Annotated in this window: 11 protein-coding genes; all 11 read left to right on the top strand. The window is 66.5% G+C overall.

Features of this window, described 5'->3' with window-relative positions; translation table 11 throughout:
- The first annotated feature begins 12 nt into the window (after positions 1 to 12).
- Positions 13 to 1,350, top strand: coding sequence for an MFS transporter (locus QPK27_RS00885; RefSeq protein WP_290416311.1), 1,338 nt, complete (start codon positions 13 to 15; stop codon positions 1,348 to 1,350).
- Between the two features lie 220 nt (positions 1,351 to 1,570).
- Entirely contained in the window at positions 1,571 to 3,202 is a 1,632-nt protein-coding gene (locus QPK27_RS00890) for an alpha-D-glucose phosphate-specific phosphoglucomutase (RefSeq protein ID WP_290416312.1), read from the top strand.
- A gap of 26 nt (positions 3,203 to 3,228) precedes the next feature.
- On the top strand, positions 3,229 to 4,923 hold the full coding sequence (locus tag QPK27_RS00895; protein WP_290416313.1) for an alpha-amylase family glycosyl hydrolase: 1,695 nt from the start codon (positions 3,229 to 3,231) through the stop codon (positions 4,921 to 4,923).
- Between the two features lie 212 nt (positions 4,924 to 5,135).
- Positions 5,136 to 7,004 carry a bifunctional diguanylate cyclase/phosphodiesterase gene (locus QPK27_RS00900; protein WP_290416314.1) on the top strand — a complete coding sequence of 623 codons (1,869 nt, stop codon included), beginning with the start codon at positions 5,136 to 5,138 and terminating at the stop codon, positions 7,002 to 7,004.
- A 76-nt stretch (positions 7,005 to 7,080) separates the two neighbouring features.
- Positions 7,081 to 8,112, top strand: coding sequence for an alpha/beta fold hydrolase (locus QPK27_RS00905; RefSeq protein WP_290416315.1), 1,032 nt, complete (start codon positions 7,081 to 7,083; stop codon positions 8,110 to 8,112).
- 89 nt (positions 8,113 to 8,201) lie between these two features.
- Positions 8,202 to 10,082 carry a glucokinase gene (locus tag QPK27_RS00910; protein ID WP_290416316.1) on the top strand — a complete coding sequence of 627 codons (1,881 nt, stop codon included), beginning with the start codon at positions 8,202 to 8,204 and terminating at the stop codon, positions 10,080 to 10,082.
- A 63-nt stretch (positions 10,083 to 10,145) separates the two neighbouring features.
- Positions 10,146 to 11,255, top strand: coding sequence for a glycerophosphodiester phosphodiesterase (locus QPK27_RS00915; protein ID WP_290416317.1), 1,110 nt, complete (start codon positions 10,146 to 10,148; stop codon positions 11,253 to 11,255).
- 235 nt (positions 11,256 to 11,490) lie between these two features.
- Positions 11,491 to 13,788 carry a diguanylate cyclase domain-containing protein gene (locus tag QPK27_RS00920; RefSeq protein WP_290416318.1) on the top strand — a complete coding sequence of 766 codons (2,298 nt, stop codon included), beginning with the start codon at positions 11,491 to 11,493 and terminating at the stop codon, positions 13,786 to 13,788.
- 243 nt (positions 13,789 to 14,031) lie between these two features.
- Entirely contained in the window at positions 14,032 to 14,712 is a 681-nt protein-coding gene (gene paoA, locus QPK27_RS00925; RefSeq protein ID WP_290416319.1) for an aldehyde dehydrogenase iron-sulfur subunit PaoA, read from the top strand.
- Positions 14,709 to 15,662, top strand: a complete 954-nt coding sequence (locus QPK27_RS00930; protein WP_290416320.1) for a xanthine dehydrogenase family protein subunit M — start codon at positions 14,709 to 14,711, stop codon at positions 15,660 to 15,662. Before paoA ends, QPK27_RS00930 begins: the two co-directional genes overlap by 4 nt.
- 2 nt (positions 15,663 to 15,664) lie before the next feature.
- Positions 15,665 to 17,863: an aldehyde oxidoreductase molybdenum-binding subunit PaoC gene (gene paoC / locus QPK27_RS00935; protein ID WP_290416321.1), complete on the top strand. Its 2,199-nt coding sequence runs from the start codon at positions 15,665 to 15,667 to the stop codon at positions 17,861 to 17,863.
- Positions 17,864 to 18,062: the final 199 nt, after the last annotated feature.

Raw genomic sequence — 18,062 nt, forward strand, 5'->3', positions numbered from 1 at the left:
TTGGGGACACACATGGATATGCAAACGGGCGTGCTCAAGCCGCGCCTGTCGTTCTGGCAGCTGTGGAACATGAGCTTCGGTTTCTTCGGCATCCAGTTCGGCTTCGCCCTCCAGAACGCCAACACCAGCCGCATCTTCGCCACCCTCGGCGCCGATCCCGATAATCTGTCCCTGTACTGGCTGGCAGCCCCGGTTACGGGCCTGCTTGTGCAGCCGGTCATCGGCTACCTGAGCGACAATACCTGGCACCCGAAATGGGGCCGCCGCCGTCCGTTCTTCTTCATCGGCGCCTTGCTGGCCGCGATTGCCCTGTTCCTGATGCCCAATTCCAGCGCGCTGTGGATGGCGGTGGCCGTGTTGTGGATGATGGACGCCGCGATCAACGTGTCGATGGAGCCGTTCCGCGCTTTCGTCGGCGACAAGCTCGATCCGTCGCAGCAGACCGCGGGCTACGCGATGCAGACCTTCTTCATCGGCTGCGGCGCGGTGATCGCCTCGCTCCTGCCGACCATCTTCGAGAGCATGGGCGTGTCGAATTCGGCTGCCGGCGGCGTGATTCCCGAGACCGTGCGCTACTCGTTCTACGCCGGCGGCGCGATCTTCTTCCTGGCCGTGTGCTGGACCGTGTTCACCGCCGACGAACTGCCGCCGGCCGACATGGAAGCCTTCAACCGCGAGCGCAAGCAATCGCGCGGCCTCGGCGTGGCGCTGAAAGAGATCGTCGGCGGCTTCGGCCAGATGCCGAAGACCATGGTGCAGCTGGCCTTCGTGCAGTTCTTCACCTGGATCGGCCTGTTCGCGATGTGGATCTACACCGGCACCGCGGTCGCCGACACCATCTACGGCACCCGCGATGCGCAGTCGCTGGCCTATCAGGAGGCCGGCAACTGGGTCGGCGTGCTGTTCGCCGTGTATGGCGGGGTGTCGGCGCTGGCCGCCTTCCTGCTGCCGGTGTTCGCGCGCTACACCAGCCGCAAGACCGTGCACGCAGTGTGCCTGGCGATCGGCGGCGCCAGCCTGGCCGGCATCTACCTGGTCGACAGCAAACATGGCCTGATCCTGCCGTTCATCGGCATCGGCCTGGCCTGGGCCTCGATCCTGACCATGCCGTACGCGATCCTGGCCGGTTCGCTGCCGGCCAAGCGCATGGGCTACTTCATGGGCCTGTTCAACTTCTTCGTCGTGATCCCGCAGATCGTCAGCGGCGTGCTGCTGGGGCAGATCAGCGCCCGCGTGTTCGGCGGCCACGCCGTACTGACGCTGGTGCTGGGCGGCGTGTGCATGCTGATCGCCGCGCTGCTGACGCTGCGCGTCACCGACAGGGCGGCGCCGGTCAAGGCCGCCATCTGAATTCTGGCTTCACGCCGCGCGACGTCATTTTCGCGGCTGTCGTATCGTAACGTTTTATTAACATATTCCGGGATCGCCGACGCGGCCCGCGCAGTGCAGCCCGCGCAGTGCAGCCCGCGCAGTGCAGCCCGCGCAGTGCAGCCCGCGCAGTGCAGCCCGCGCAGTGCAGCCCGCGCAGTGCAGCCTGGAATATGGCAACGTTCACTGACAGGAGCACAGCATGACCATCCAGACCGTCGCGACCACGCCGTTCGCGGGACAACGTCCCGGCACGTCGGGACTACGCAAGAAAGTGACCGAGTTTCAGCAACCGGGCTACCTCGAGAACTTCGTCGAATCGATTTTCCTGACGCTGGGCGCCGGCAAGTGCCGCCACCTGGTGGTCGGCGGCGACGGCCGCTACTTCAACCGCGAAGCGATCCAGACCATCCTGCGCATGGCCGCCGCCCACGGCGTCGAGCGCGTGCTGGTGGGGCGCGGCGGCATCATGTCGACGCCGGCGGTGAGCTGCGTGATCCGCAAGCACGCCTGCTACGGCGGCATCGTGCTGTCGGCCAGCCACAATCCGGGCGGGATCGACGGCGACTTCGGCATCAAGTACAACACCGAGAACGGCGGCCCGGCGCCGGAAAAGATCACCGACGCCATCTACGAGCACACCAAAACGCTGAGCGAATACCACATCAGCGACGCCGCCCCGGTCGACCTGGACCAGCTGGGCACTACCCGCATCGAGAACATGACCATCGAGGTGATCGACCCGGTGCTCGATTACGCCGAGCTGATGAAACGCCTGTTCGACTTCGACGCCATCCGCGCCCTGTTCGCGAGCGGCTTCCGGATGCGTTTCGACGCCATGCACGCGGTCTCGGGCCCCTATGCCAAGGCAGTGCTGGAGGGGATCCTGGGCGCGCCCGCCGGCACGGTGGTCAACGGCGAACCGCAGGAAGACTTCGGCGGCGGCCACCCGGACCCGAACCCGGTCAACGCGGCCGAGCTGATCGCCGCCATGGCGGGGCCCGATGCGCCGGACTTCGGCGCCGCCTCGGACGGCGACGGCGACCGCAACATGATCGTCGGCCGCGGCATCGCCGTGACCCCATCCGACAGCCTGGCCATCATCGCCGCCAACGCCACCGTGGCGCCGGGCTACAAGGGCGGCATCACCGGCATCGCGCGCTCGATGCCGACCTCCACCGCCGCCGACCGCGTGGCCCAGGCGCTCGGCATCTCGTGCTTCGAGACCCCGACCGGCTGGAAGTACTTCGGCAACCTGATGGACGCCAACCTGGCCACGCTGTGCGGCGAAGAAAGCTACGGCACCGGCTCGTTCCACATCCGCGAAAAGGATGGCCTGTGGGCCGTGCTGTTCTGGCTCAACCTGCTGGCGGTGCGCAAGCTGTCGGTGGAGCAGATCGTGCGCGAACACTGGGCGCGCTTTGGCCGCAACTACTATTCGCGCCACGACTACGAAGCCGTGGATGCGACGGCGGCGAATGCCATGATGGACGCGCTGCGCGAACGCCTGCCGGAACTGGCCGGCCAGACCCTGGACGGCCACCACGTTTCGCAGGCCGACGATTTCGCCTACAACGATCCCGTGGATGGCTCCACGTCCACCAGGCAGGGCATCCGCATCGTGATGAGCGACGGCTCGCGCATCGTGCTGCGCCTGTCCGGCACCGGCACCGAAGGCGCTACGGTGCGCCTGTACCTCGAACGCTACGAAGCCGATTCCACCCGCCACGACCTCGACACCCAGGAAGCGCTGTCCGGCCTGGCGCAGGTCGCGGAAAACGTCTCCGGGCTGCGCCGGCGCACCGGCCGCAGCGAACCCACCGTCGTCACCTGATTTCATCCACCCACACAGGAACCCGCATGAAACTACCCGTCCTTGCCGCCTCCATGCTGCTCGCCTTCGGCGCCATGTCCTCCGCTCACGCGCAGGCGCCGGCCCCGGCCCCGAACGGCAAGCCGTTCGTCTGGGAGAACGCGACCGTCTACTTCCTGCTGACGGACCGCTTCAACAACGGCAACCCGGCCAACGACAAGGCATATGGCCGCAAGGACGATGCCGCGAAACTCCGCGGCTTCATGGGCGGCGACATCGCCGGCGTCACGGCGAAAATCAGGGAAGGGTATTTCAACCACCTGGGCGTGAACGCCATCTGGATGACGCCCGTGATCGAGAACATCCACGGCTCGACCGATGAAGGCACCGGCAAGAGCTACGGTTTCCACGGCTACTGGGCCAAGGATTTCACGGCGCTGGACGACGCCTTCGGCACCGAGGACGAGCTGCGCACGCTGGTCGACACCGCCCACGCGAAAGGCATCCGCATCGTCTTCGACGTGGTGCTGAACCACACCGGCCCTGTCACCGCCCAGGATCCGGTGTGGCCGAAGTCGTGGGTGCGCACCGGTCCGAAATGCACCTACAAGGATCCGAAGACCACGATGGATTGCACCCTGGTCGACAACCTGCCGGACATCCTGACTGGCAGCAACCAGAACGTCGAACTGCCGCCGCAACTTGTGGCCAAGTGGAAGAAGGAAGGCCGCTACGAGCGCGAAGTGAAGGAGCTGGACGACTTCTTCAAGCGCACCGGCTACCCGCGCGCGCCGCGCTACTACCTGATGAAGTGGCACAGCGACTGGGTGCGCAAGTTCGGCATCGACGGCTTCCGCGCCGACACTGTCAAGCACACCGAGCCGGGCATCTGGAAGGAACTGAAAAAAGAAGCCAGCCTCGCGTACGAAGACTGGAAGCGCGCCAACCCATCCAAGCGCCTGGGCGACCTGCCGTTCTTCATGACGTCCGAAGTCTACGGCTACGAGATCAAGCACGCGCGCAAATACAGGATAGGCGAGGAGCAGGGCGGCGGCGGCATGACCGTCGACTACCTGGCGCAGGGCTTCGACAGCATGATCAACTTCAGCCTGCGCAGCGATGCCAGGCAAGGCTACGAAAAGGTGTTCTCGGATTACTCGAACATCCTGCACGGCGAGATGAAGGGCTTCTCGGTGCTGAACTACATCAGCTCGCACGACGACGGCAGCCCGTTCGACCCGCTGCGCGAGCGTCCGCTGGAAGCAGCGAATAAACTGCTGCTGGCGCCGGGTGCGGCCCAGATTTACTATGGCGACGAGACCGCGCGCGTGTTGAAGGTCGACGGCGCCGAAGGCGACGCCACGCTGCGCTCGTTCATGAACTGGGACGAGTTGAAGAACAACGCCCAGCGCGGCGCGTACCGCGTGGCCGACATCCACGACCACTGGGCGCGCCTGGGCCGCTTCCGCGCCGCCCACCCGGCGGTCGGCGCCGGCGTGCACCAGATGCTGGCGCCAAGCCCCTACACCTTCAAGCGCACCTGGGAAAAGAACGGCGTCAGCGACCGCGTGGTGGTGGCGCTCGATCTGCCGGCCGGCAAACCGGCGGCGATCTCGGTGCGCGGCGTGTTCAACGACGGCCAGACCGTGCGCGACTGGTACACCGGCAAGAATGCCGTGGTCAAGGACGGCAAGGTGCAGTTCGAACTGGCCGCGCCGGTGGCGCTGATCGCGCAGGATTGATCGCCCAAGAGTAACAAGTTAGCTGCTCTCAACAGTAAAACCAGTCATCCTTTTCGCATAATTAACTGCTTCGCGGAATTGATTTACTGGTTTTTCTGTATTTATTGAAAATGCTGTTAAGCTAGCAATAAATTCGTCGTGTATCGGCATTGCGCACCGCCAGAGTGCGCCGCCGGGATCCCCGGCCCGATGCGACGAGGGGAGAGCGAAACATGACGAGTAATATCGCAAGAGTTCTGCCGCTGTACAGGATGGTGCGCAGCAGGATGCGCCCGGTGGCGCAGGAAGCGGGCGCCCTGCATGGTCTCCACATCCAGGACCAGGAGGCCGCGGCAGCGGCCGAGCCGACCGACGCCAAGCTCGACTACATCACCCGGCTTGCGGTGCAGGCCAGCGGGGCCGACATCGGCGGCATCAGCCTCATCTTCCAGTCCCAGCTCTGGTTCCCGTCGCGGATCGGCATCGACGCCATCATCGTGCCGCGTTCCGGGTCGTTTTGCGGCAGCGCCGTCGACTCCGGCGAATGCTGGTTCGAGGTCGAGGACGCGCAAGCCGATCCGCGCTTTGCCGCCCACCCGATGGTGGCCAGTCCACCGCACTGCCGCCACTACGCCGCCGTCTCGCTCAAGGGCGACAGCGAACACCTGCTCGGCACCCTGTTCGTGATGGGACGCGAAGCGCGCCGGCTCGACGCCGCCCAGAGCGCGCAAATGCGCCTGCTGGCGCGCATCGTGGTCGACATGCTCGAGCTGCGCTACTGCGATCCGGTGTCGGGCATGTTCAACCGTTCGGTGTTCCTGCACCACCTGCAACGCCTGCTGGGACAGGAAGACAACACCACCGTCACGGTCGGCATGATCGACCTGATCGGATTCCGCCAGGTGAACGACCTGTTCCGGCGCGAGGCGGGCGACCGCATCCTGCGCCTGATGGCCAAGCGCCTGGAAGCGTGGGGCGAGGGCGCCTTGCTCGGCCACCTGGGGGGCGACCAGTTCGCGTTCGCGCTTACCAGCCTGCCCGACCAGCACGAAGCGCGCATCAAGGCGCTGTGCGCGGCGATCGACCGGCCGTTCGAGGTGGAGCCGGGCTGCATGCACACGCTGCATGCGCGAATCGGCCTGCGGCGCGAAGTCACGCCATACGAAGGCACGGCCGGCGACCTGCTCGATGCCGCCGACATTGCCGCTTCTTCGATCCGCCAGCACCGCGACAGCAGCGTGGTGCACGAATACGACAGCGCCCTGGTGGCGCGGGCGCGCCTGCGCTACGAACTGCGCGAGACCATCCGCGGCGTGCAGCGCTTCGGCCGGCTCGAGGTCCACTATCAGCCGCAGGTCGACGTCGCGCAGGGACGCCTGATCGGGCTGGAAGCGCTGGTGCGCTGGCGCCATCCGGTCTACGGCCTGGTGGGGCCGGCGATGTTCGTGCCGCAGGCCGAGAGTTCGGGCCGCATCTTCGAGCTCGACCTGCACGTGCTGGAACTGGTGTGCCAGGACATCTCGGCCTGGCGCGCGCGCGGTTTGGAGGTGGCGCCGGTGGCGCTCAACTTCTCGCGCGCCTCGCTGATGCACGGCGAGATCTTCACGCGCCTGGCACGGGTGCTGGAGCAGACCGGGGTGCCGGGCGAGCTGCTCGAATTCGAGGTCACCGAAAGCCTGCTGCTCGACTCGCAGCACTTGCTGTCGCATCGGATTTCGGCGCTGCGCGCGCTCGGAGTGCGGGTGGCGGTCGACGATTTCGGCACCGGCTACTCGAACCTGGATGCGCTCACCAGCTTCCCGTTCGACCGCCTGAAAGCCGACCGCCAGTTCGTGCACGGCGTGGCGCGCGACGCCCGCACCGCCGGCGTGTTCACCCTGATCCAGGGCATCGCCGCCGTGTTCCACGCCGAGCTGCTGTGCGAAGGACTGGAAGACGAAGCCGACCTGGCCTGGCTGGCCGAGCGCGGCGTGCACTGCGTACAGGGCTGGTATTTCAGCCCCGCGCAGCCGGCGTCGGCGATCGAGGGCGTGCTGCGCCGCTTCCAGGATGCGCGCGCGGCCAGGCTGTCGGTGCCGGAGATGCGGGCGTTGCTGGCCTAGATGCGCGACACGGGCGGTATCGAACCAGGGTTGAATTCGGATAGACTGGTGATTCCGTCAACTTTGATCGAATGCCATGCCCGTCTTTACACGCATCGCACGCGCTTTCGCAGGCGTCAGTTTCGGCCTTGGTCTTGGCCTGGCGCTGACCCTGGCCCCCGCGCACGCCGCGCAGGAACCCAGCTACGGCCCGGAACTCGAAGGATTCAGCTACCCATATCCGACCGCGCAATACCGCTTCAAGTCGCAGGACGTCGACCTGCAGATGACCTATATGGACGTCAAGCCGGCCAAGGCCAATGGCAAGACCGTGGTCCTCATGCACGGCAAGAACTTCTGCGGCGCCACCTGGGAAGGCACCATCAAGGCGCTGACGAATGCCGGCTACCGCGTGGTCGCGCCCGACCAGATCGGCTTCTGCAAGTCGACCAAGCCGGCGCACTACCAGTACACCTTCCAGCAGCTGGCCGACAACACGAATAAACTGCTGGCCTCGATCGGCGTAAGCAAGGCGATCGTGCTGGGCCACTCGACCGGCGGCATGCTGGCCACGCGCTATGCGCTGATGTACCCGCAAGCGACCGATCAACTCGTGATGGTCAACCCGATCGGTCTGGAAGACTGGAAGAACCTGGGCGTGCCGTCGCTGGGCGTGGACAAGTGGTACCAGCGCGAGCTGAACACCTCGGCCGACAAGGTGCGCAATTACGAGCACAGCACCTACTACAACGGCCAGTGGAAGCCGGAATACGAAACCTGGGTCCAGATGCTGGTCGGGATGTATCGCGGCAAGGGCAAGGAGGTGGTGGCGTGGAACTCGGCGCTCATCTACGACATGATCTACACGCAGCCGGTGGTGTACGAGTTCCCGCTCATCAAAGTGCCGACCTTCCTGCTGATGGGCTTGAAGGATACGACCGCGATCGGCAAGGACGCGGCGCCGGAAAGCGTGCGGCCGAAGCTGGGCAACTACACGGTGCTGGCCGAGCAGACGCGCCAGGCGATCCCGGGTTCGGTGCTGGTGACTTTCCCGGAGATGGGGCACGCGCCGCAGATGCAGGATCCGGCGCAGTTCCACAAGGCGCTGCTGAAAGGCCTGGTGCGCTGATCCAGGTTCGACGGGTGAGGGCGCACGAACGATGCCGCCCTCGCTCGCACCCCATTCTTTTGCAATTCGTTCAATGGTATCCTTACAAGATGACCGTTGATCCCGACACTCCCGACACCCCCACGACCAGGCCCACGCGCGCCGCCTTTGCCGACGGCCCGCGCCTGCTGGCCGACATCGGCGCCACCCACGCGCGCTTTGGCCTGGAAACCGCTCCCGGCGTATTGGGCCGCGTGGCCGTGCTGCGCTGCGACGACTACGACGGCATCGTGCCGCTGCTGCATGCCTACTTCGAGCAGCATCTCAGCCAGCAGTCCAGCCAGCGCATCAACCATGCGGCCTTCGCCCTGGCCAATCCGATCAGCGGCGACTTCATTCGCATGACCAACCGCGACTGGCAGTTCTCGACCGACGAGGTGCGCCGCACGCTGGGCCTGTCGACGCTCTTGATCGTGAACGACTTCACCGCGCTGGCGATGGCGCTGCCGGGCTTCCAGCCGAAAGACCTGATGCAGGTCGGCGGCGGCGCGCCGCAGACGCATGCGGTGTCGGGCGTGCTGGGGCCGGGTACCGGCCTGGGCGTGTCGGGCGTGATCCCGACCATCGACGGCTTCGTCACGCTGGGCAGCGAAGGCGGCCACGTCAACTTCGCGCCGAGCGACGAACGCGAATTCGCGATCCTGCAATTCGCCTGGCGCGAATGGAAGCACGTCTCCAACGAGCGCCTGATCTCGGGCCCCGGCATGGAGCTGATCTACCGCGCGCTGGCCCAACGCAATGGCGTCGAAGTGCAAGCCCGGAGCGCCGCCGACATCATCAGCGGCGCGCTGGAAGACAACGACGCGCTGTGCCTGGAAGTGCTGGAATGCTTCTCCGGCATGCTGGGCAGCGCGGCGGCCAACCTGGCGGTGACGCTGGGCGCGTTCGGCGGCATCTTCATCGGCGGCGGCATCGTGCCGCGCATGGGCGAGTGGTTCGCGGGTTCGCCGTTCCGTGCCCGCTTCGAAGCCAAGGGCCGCTTCACCGACTACATCGCCCAGATCCCGACCTACGTGATCATGACCCCGAACCCGGCCCTGTACGGCGTGTCGGCGATCCTGTCCGAGCACCTGCGCGGGCGCAGCGGCGCCAACACCCTGATGGACCGCGTGCAGCAGCTGCGCCATGAGCTCTCGCCGGCCGAGCAGCGCGTGGCGGCGCTGGTGGTCGACCATCCGCGCAAGGTGCTGTCCGAGCCGATCGCCGAGATCGCGCGCCTGGCCGACGTCTCGCAGCCGACCGTGATCCGCTTCTGCCGCTCGCTCGGTTTCCAGGGCCTGGCCGAATTCAAGCTCAAATTCGCGGGCAGCCTGACCGGCACGATTCCCGTGCGCCACAGCCAGGTGCGCCTCACCGACAGCACGCACGATCTGTCGGCCAAGGTGATCGACAACACGGTGTCGGCGATCCTGAAATTCCGCGACCAGCTCGACGTGCACGCGATCGACCGCGCGATCGAGCTGCTGCGCCGCGCGCGCCGCGTCGAGTTCTACGCGATGGGCAACTCGCGCGTGGTGGCGCTGGACGGCCAGCACAAGTTCTTCCGTTTCCGTATTCCGGCCGCGCTGTATGGCGACTCGCACCTGTTCAACCTGGCGGCCGGCTTGCTGGGACCGGGCGACGTGGCGATCGCGATCTCCACCGCCGGCCAGCTGCCTGAATTATTGGAAGCGGTGGACACCGCGCGCGCCGCCGGCGCCGACGTCATCGCCATCACCAGCAGCAAGTCGGCGCTGGCCAAGAAGGCCAGCGTGTGCCTGGCCGTGGACCACAGCGAAGACAGCACCACCTTCCTGTCGATGATTTCGCGCATCCTGCAGCTGCTGCTGATCGACATCATGTCGGTCGGGATCTCGCTCGGACCGCAAGGGGAGGGCAGCCAGAACGACATCGAGCAGCGCCGTTTGCTGATCTCGCACCTGGATATCTAGCGCCGTCATACAGATGTCATGAGGCGCGGTCAGACTGGCGGCACGATCGCTTCGGAGCGCCCCATGCGGCTACCTTCCTCGTTCATCCTGCTGGCGGCGCTGGTCGCCGGCTGCGCCAGTCCCGGCGTCGACCTGAAGAACCCGGGCCCGTCCTGGCCGCCGTTACCCACCGTCACCGCCCACCGCGGCGCATCATGCCTGCGGCCCGAGCACACGCTGGCGGCCTACCGCAAGGCGATCGAGGACGGCGCCGACAGCGTCGAGCCGGACCTGGTGGCCACGCGCGACGGCGTGCTGGTGGCGCGCCATGAAAACGAGATCTCGGGCACCACGAACGTCGCCGCGCTGCCGCAGTTCGCCGGCCGCAAGACCAGCAAGACGATCGACGGCGTAGCGATCACGGGATGGTTCACCGAAGACTTCACGCTGGCCGAACTCAAACAGCTGCGCGCGCGCGAACGCATCCCGCTCAACCGCCCGGCGAATACGGCCTACGACGGCGAGTATCCGATTCCCACGCTGCAGGAAATCATCGACCTGGTCGATCTCGAGAGCCGCGCGCGCAACCGCACCATCGGGCTGGTGCCGGAACTGAAGCACCCAACCTATTTCCAGTCGATCGGCTTGCCGCTCGAACGACGCCTGGTCGACGCCTTGAACGCGAACAGCTATCGCGGGCGCGATGCGGCGGTGCTGATCCAGTCGTTCGAGGTCGGGAACTTGAAACAGCTGCGCACGATCAGCAGCTTTCGCCTGGTGCAGCTGGTCAGCGCGCCGAACGAGGCGCCGTACGACCAGGTCGCCGCCGGCAGCGGAATGACCTACGCCGACATGATCACCCCAAGCGGCCTGCGCGCCATCGCCGCCTACGCCGAGGTGGTGGCGCCGATCAAGACCATCGTGATCCCGCGCGACGCCGCCAACGGCCTGGCGGCGCCGACCCGCTTCGTGCCGGATGCGCACGCCGCCGGGCTGGCCGTGCACGTCTGGACCATACGTCCGGAGAATCCCTTCCTGCCGACGCCGCTACGCGCCCCGCCTGCGGATGCGCCGAACGTGCGCGGCGACGCGATCGCCGAGATCCGCGCCTACCTGGACGCAGGCGTGGACGGCGTCTTCAGCGATGACCCGGCCGCCGGCCGCGCTGCCATTGATGCGTTCAATCGGCGCTAGCGCTTTTTACTATTGGTGGCTGTATCAAATCACAGTGCATAGTGACAATTATTGACGTTCTGTATTGACGGCGTGTCTGAAACCGTCTACGCCACGCGACGCTTCTACCCGAAACAGTAGTTGCCGCAAGGAACTGCATGCTAAGATTCGGCCGTGGTCGCCCCTATCCCTGGCGCCTGCCGCTTGTCCGGCCGCGACTCCGCCGTCCCTACTTTCGGTTATCAACAGGACCCTCATGGTTTCCACCGCTTCCACGGAACAGGCCCGCCTTCACGCGCTGGCCGAACTCGACATCCTCGACACGCCCGCCGAGACCCGCTTCGACCGCTTCACGCGGCTGGCGGCGATGACCTTCGACGCGCCGATCGCGCTGGTGTCGCTGGTCGACGCCGACCGCCAGTGGTTCAAGTCGCGTTACGGCCTGGCCGCGGCCGAGACCCCGCGTTCGCTGTCGTTCTGCGCCCATGCGCTGGCTGCCAACGACATGCTGGTGATAAACGACGCCGCGCTCGACGCGCGCTTCGTCGACAACCTGCTGGTGACGGGCGCGCCCCACATCCGCTTCTATGCCGGCCAGCCGGTGTACAACGCCGGCCACGCGGTGGGCACGCTGTGCGTGATCGACACCAGGCCGCGCACCTTCTCCGACGAGCAGCGCCGGGTGCTCAAGGACATCGCCAAGATGGTCGAGGTGGAACTGAATCACACGCGGGTGGTGGCGGCCCGCATGCTGGCCGAGCAGGCGCTCAAGTCGCTCAACACCGAACTCGAAAGCCGCATCGCGGCCCGCACCGCGGAGCTGGAAGAGAAGGTGGCGCAGCACGAAACCACGGAAACCATGCTGCGCCAGAGCGAAGCCTGGAACCGCACCATCATCGCTTCGTCGTTCAGCGGCTTTATCGGCAGCGACAGCGAAGGGCGCGTGGTGGCCTGGAACCCGTCGGCCGAGCGCATCTTCGGCTACACCGGCGAGCAGGCCATCGGGCGTCTGCTGGCCGAACTGATCGTGCCGGCGCCGCAGCGCGCCGCGCACGAACGCAATATGCGCATGCTGATCGAGCTGGGCGCGGGCCCGTATCTGGCGCGCAGCGTGCAGATGGCGGCGCTGACCCAGAGCGGACGCCAGATCACGATCGAGATGACGCTCGCCACGCACAAGTGGAACGAGGCGCGCTATGTCGGCGCCTTCGTCAACGACATCTCCGAGCGCATTCGCGGCCAGCAGCAGATGGAAGAGAAGGAAGAGCTGCTGGACGCCGTGCTCGAATCGATCGACGTCGGCGTGGTGGCCTGCGACGCGGTGGGCAACCTGTCGCTGTTCAACCGCAGCGCGCGCGAATTCCACGGCTTCGACCTGAAGGCGGTGCCGGCGGCCGAATGGCCCGAGCACTATTCGCTGTTCCATGCCGACGGCCTGACCGCCATGACGATGGACGAAGTGCCGCTGGTGCGCGCGCTCAAGGGCGAAGTGGTGCGCGGCGGCGCCATGGTGATCGCGCCCGCCGGACGCGATCCCTACACGCTGATGGCGAGCGGCCGCCCGTTGCGCAGCGCGCAGGGCAAGACCCTGGGCGCGGTGGTGGCGATGAAGGACATCACCGCGCTCAACGCTTCGCAGAACCGCCTGGCGGAGAGCGAGAACCGGCTGCGCACCATCACCGACAACCTGCCGGTGCTGATCGCGTATCTCGACCAGCAGCACCGCTACCGCTTCGCCAACGTGGTGCACCAGTCGTGGCTGGGCAAGACCTCCGAGCAGATCATCGGCCTGACCATGGCCGAAGCCTTCGGTGACGATTACTACGCGCAGCAGAAGGAAGCGATCGACGACGCCTGGATCGGCAAGGCGTCGCAGTGCGAGCATGACATCATCCGCAAGAAGCATGCGCGCATCGTGCACTCCACCTTTTTGCCGGACGTGCGCGACGGCGCCGTGGTCGGGGTGTACATCCTGACCACCGACGCCACCGCGGCGCGCATGCACGAACGCAACCTGCATGCGCTGGCGCACACCGATTCGCTGACCGGCATTCCCAACCGGCGCCAGTTCGAACTGGGCCTGCAGGCGGCGGTGGAGCGCGCGCCATCGCGCGAGCGTGGCTTCGCCCTGTTCTACCTCGACATCGACTGCTTCAAGGCGATCAACGACAGCCATGGCCACGCCATCGGCGACATGGTGCTGGTGGAGTTCGCGCGCCGGGTGCGCAATGCGGTGCGCAGTTCCGACCTGGTGGCGCGTCTGGCCGGCGACGAATTCACCATCGTGCTGGAAGAATGCGGCTCGCCGCGCGACGTCGAACTGGTGGCCAAGAAGATCCTGCAGGCGATGGAAGCGCCGTTCACGGCCGGCAGCCACGTGCTGCGCGTGAGCGCCAGCATCGGCATCGGCCTGGCCGACGCGCCGGGCGTGACCACGCAATCGATCAGCGAACTGGCCGACGGCGCGCTGTACCAGGCCAAGGCGGCCGGGCGCAACACCTTCGCCATCGCGCGCATGGCCGAGCTGTTGCAGCCGGTGGGCGACGCCGCCTGAGGTTCCCCTGTAATACGCCCTGTCGTATGCTCACGGACCCGCCGCCCTGGCGGGGCCGGTCCTTCCATCTTCCGTCATCAATTGGCTTGATTGATGAATTGGCATCATAAGCCCATGCGAATCCACGCATGAGTGGGCAGTTGATCTTCACTTAACATCGCTTCTTTACCCGTCGGGTCGAGGGATGGCGGACTGCGTCCGTCGTTCGTGGCCTGCTGACCATGAGCTGAAAGGAAGCGACACATGGATGCCCCCAAGATGGACGACACCCAGGACATCAACCACACCAGGCGCAACGTCCTGATCACCGGCGCGCTGTCGGCCACGGCCGCCGCCGTGCCGACGGTCGCCTCGGCCCAGCCGGGCGGCGCGCCCGCCGCCCCCGCCACCACGCCGGCGCCGGTCAGGGCCAAGGTGGCGCTGAGCGTCAACGGCCAGCGCCACGAGATGGAACTCGACACCCGCACCTCGCTCCTGGACATGCTGCGCGAGCACCTGCACCTGACCGGCTCCAAGAAGGGCTGCGACCAGGGCCAGTGCGGCGCCTGCACCGTCATCGTCGACGGCCGCCGCATCAATTCCTGCCTGTCGCTGGCGATCATGCACGACGGCGCCCAGATCACCACCGTGGAAGGTCTCGGCACCCCGGACAAGCTGCACCCGATGCAGGCCGCCTTCGTCAAGCACGATGGCTACCAGTGCGGCTACTGTACCCCCGGCCAGATCTGTTCGGCCGTGTCGGTGCTGGACGAAATCCGCAAGGGCGTCCCGAGCCACGTCACCGGCGACCTGAACGCCAGGCCGCTGCTCAGCATCGACGAGATCCGCGAGCGCATGAGCGGCAATATATGCCGATGTGGCGCCTATTCGAACATCGTCGACGCCATCGCCGAAGTGGCTGGTATGAAGGGCGGTGCAGCATGAAGGCCTTCACCTACGAACGCGCCAAGACCCCGCAGGAAGCCGCAGCGGCCGTGATGCGCGCGCCGGGCGCGCGCTTCATCGCCGGCGGCACCAACCTGCTCGACCTGATGAAGCTCGAGATCGAAACCCCGCCGCACCTGGTCGACGTGAATGGCCTGGGCCTGGACAAGATCGAAGCGACGAATGAAGGCGGCCTGCGCATCGGCGCGCTGGTGCTCAATGCCGACCTGGCGGCCGACGCCCGTGTGCGCAAGGATTACGCGGTGCTGTCGCGCGCGCTGCTGGCCGGCGCTTCGGCCCAGCTGCGCAACAAGGCGACCACCGCCGGCAACCTGCTGCAGCGCACCCGCTGCCCGTACTTCTACGACACCAACCAGGCCTGCAACAAGCGCGTGCCCGGCAGCGGCTGCTCGGCGATCGGCGGCTTCACCCGCGGCCACGCCATCGTCGGCCACAGCCAGGCCTGCATCGCGACCCACCCGAGCGACATGGCGGTGGCGATGCAGCTGCTGGACGCCAACGTCGAAACCGTGAACGCGAGCGGCGCACGCCGCACCATCCCGATCAACGACTTCTATCGCCTGCCGGGCAACACCCCGCACATCGAGACCAGCCTGGCCCCGGGTGAGCTGATCACCGCGGTGACGCTGCCCAAGCCGCTCGGCGGCAAGCACTATTACCGCAAGGTGCGCGACCGCGCGTCCTACGCCTTCGCCCTGATTTCGGTGGCGGCGGTGGTGCAGCCGGACGGCAGCGGCCGCGTGGCCCTGGGCGGCGTGGCGCACAAGCCATGGCGCGTAGCGGCGGCCGACGCGGCCCTGCCGCAAGGCGCCAAGGCGGCGGCTGGCCAGCTGCTGGCCGATGCCCGCACCGACGAGCACAATGCGTATAAAGTCGTCCTGGTCCAGCGCACGTTGAATGCCGTGCTGACCGATGCCAAGAAAGGCTGACCATGAAATTCACCAAACCCGCGACCAATAATCCGATCGACCGCATGCAGGTGGTCGGCAAACCGCTCGACCGCATCGACGGCGCGCTCAAGACCACCGGGCTCGCGCCCTACGCCTATGAACAGCACAAGGCGGCGCCGAACGCCGCCTACGGCTATGTAGTCGGCTCGGCCATCGCCAAGGGCCGCATCGTGTCGATGGACATCACTGCCGCGCGCCGCGCGCCGGGCGTGATCGCCGTCGTCAACGCCGAGAATGCCGGCACCCTGGCCAAGGGCAACTTCAACACCGCCAAACTGCTGGGCGGCCCCGAGATCCAGCACTACCACCAGGCGATCGCGCTGGTGGTGGCCGAGACCTTCGAGCAGGCGCGCGCCGCCGCCTCGCTGGTGAAGGTCGAGTATGCGAAAGAGCAGGGCGCCTACGACCTGGCCAAGGCCAAGGATGCCGCGACCATCCCCGAGAAGCACGATCCGGTCTCGAAGGCGGGCGACTTCGAGAAGGGCTTCGCCGCCGCGCCGGTCAAGATCGACCTGACCTACACCACCCCGGACCAGAGCCACGCGATGATGGAACCGCATGCCTCGATCGCCAGCTGGGACGGCGACAAGGTCACGGTGTGGACCTCGAACCAGATGATCGCCTGGGGCAAGAAGGACCTGGCCAAGACGCTCGGCATCCCGGCCGACAAGGTGCGCCTGGTCTCGCCGTACATCGGCGGCGGCTTCGGCGGCAAGCTGTTCCTGCGTTCCGAAGCGCTGCTGGCGGCGCTGGGCGCGCGTGCGGCCCAGCGTCCGGTGAAAGTGGCGCTGCAGCGCGCCCTGATCATGAACAACACCACCCACCGTCCGGCCACCATCCAGCGCATCCGCCTGGGCGCCAACCGCGAAGGGCGCATCACCGCGATCTCGCACGAAAGCTGGTCGGGCGACCTGCCGGATGGCGCGCCGGAACCGGCGACCCAGCAAACCCGTTTGCTGTACCGCGGCGCCGATCGCCTGACCCAGCTGAAGCTGGCCAAGCTCGACCTGCCGGAAGCGAACGCGATGCGCGCGCCGGGCGAAGCGCCGGGCATGATGGCGCTGGAAGTGGCGATCGACGAGATGGCCGAGAAGCTCAAGATGGACCCGGTCACCTTCCGCGTCATCAACGACACCACGGTCGACCCGGAAAAGCCGGGCCGCAAGTTCTCGGCGCGCCGCTACGTGAATTGCCTGCGCACCGGCGCCGACAAGTTCGGCTGGAAGGAGCGCAAGGCAAAACCCGCCTCGGTGCGCGACGGCCGCTGGCTGGTCGGCATGGGCGTGGCCTCGGCCTTCCGCAACAATATCGTGATGACCTCGGCGGCGCGCGTGCGCCTGGAAACCGATGGCTCGGTGACCGTCGAAACCGACATGACCGACATCGGCACCGGCAGCTACACCATCATCGCCCAGACCGCGGCCGAGATGCTCGGCCTGCCGGTCGAGCGCGTCAAAGTGCTGCTGGGCGACTCGGACTATCCGGTGTCGGCCGGTTCGGGCGGCCAGTGGGGTGCCAACAGCTCGACCGCCGGCGTGTACGCGGCCTGCGTCAAGCTGCGCGAGCAGATCGCGCAGAAGGCCGGCCTGGATGCGGCCAAGGCCGAGTTCACGGGCGGCAGCGTGAACGTGGGCGGGAAAGCCGTCGATCTCAAGCAGGTCGCGTCCGGTGGCGCCATCACCGCCGAAGACAAGATCGAGTTCGGTGACCTCGACAAGAAGTGGCAGCAGTCGACCTTCGGCGCCCACTTCGTCGAAGTCGGGGTCGACGTCGACACCGCCGAGATCCGCATCCGCCGCATGCTGGCGGTGTGCGCGGCGGGCCGCATCCTGAACCCGAAGACCGCGCGCAGCCAGGTGATCGGCGCCATGACCATGGGCGTCGGCGGCGCCATCATGGAAGAGCTGGCGGTGGACAAGCGCATCGGCTTCTTCGTCAACCACGACCTGGCGGGCTACGAGGTGCCGGTGCATGCCGACATCCCGCACCAGGAAGTGATCTTCATCGACGAAACGGATGCCTACTCGTCGCCGATGAAGGCCAAGGGTGTCGGCGAGCTGGGCCTCTGCGGCGTCGGCGCGGCGGTGGCGAACGCGATCTACAACGCCACCGGCGTGCGCGTGCGCGACTATCCGGTGACTTTGGATAAGCTGCTCAAGGAGATGCCCGACGTCGCGTAAGCGTTCATGACGATTGGAACTGTAATGCAGTTCCGACTCATGATCGCGGCTCATAAGGCCATGCAAATCCGGCGCCGTTACAGGGGCCCGTTTGCCGTTACCATGTTCGCAAGCTCGATACGGGCGCTGTTCCTGCAATCGCAGGACAGCGCCCGCGTCAATTCAACGCCTCACTCATCATCTCACTTATCCGAAGGAG

Origin of the sequence: Massilia sp. YIM B02443 (assembly GCF_030411955.1) — a bacterium.
GTDB lineage: Bacteria > Pseudomonadota > Gammaproteobacteria > Burkholderiales > Burkholderiaceae_D > Telluria.

Coding starts and splice junctions, on each gene's coding strand:
- QPK27_RS00930 (WP_290416320.1), top strand. CDS start 14,709: ATGAAGGCCTTCACCTACGAACGCGCCAAGACCCCGCAGGAAGCCGCA.
- QPK27_RS00905 (WP_290416315.1), top strand. CDS start 7,081: ATGCCCGTCTTTACACGCATCGCACGCGCTTTCGCAGGCGTCAGTTTC.
- QPK27_RS00890 (WP_290416312.1), top strand. CDS start 1,571: ATGACCATCCAGACCGTCGCGACCACGCCGTTCGCGGGACAACGTCCC.
- QPK27_RS00910 (WP_290416316.1), top strand. CDS start 8,202: ATGACCGTTGATCCCGACACTCCCGACACCCCCACGACCAGGCCCACG.
- QPK27_RS00885 (WP_290416311.1), top strand. CDS start 13: ATGGATATGCAAACGGGCGTGCTCAAGCCGCGCCTGTCGTTCTGGCAG.
- QPK27_RS00895 (WP_290416313.1), top strand. CDS start 3,229: ATGAAACTACCCGTCCTTGCCGCCTCCATGCTGCTCGCCTTCGGCGCC.
- QPK27_RS00915 (WP_290416317.1), top strand. CDS start 10,146: ATGCGGCTACCTTCCTCGTTCATCCTGCTGGCGGCGCTGGTCGCCGGC.
- paoC (WP_290416321.1), top strand. CDS start 15,665: ATGAAATTCACCAAACCCGCGACCAATAATCCGATCGACCGCATGCAG.
- QPK27_RS00900 (WP_290416314.1), top strand. CDS start 5,136: ATGACGAGTAATATCGCAAGAGTTCTGCCGCTGTACAGGATGGTGCGC.
- QPK27_RS00920 (WP_290416318.1), top strand. CDS start 11,491: ATGGTTTCCACCGCTTCCACGGAACAGGCCCGCCTTCACGCGCTGGCC.
- paoA (WP_290416319.1), top strand. CDS start 14,032: ATGGATGCCCCCAAGATGGACGACACCCAGGACATCAACCACACCAGG.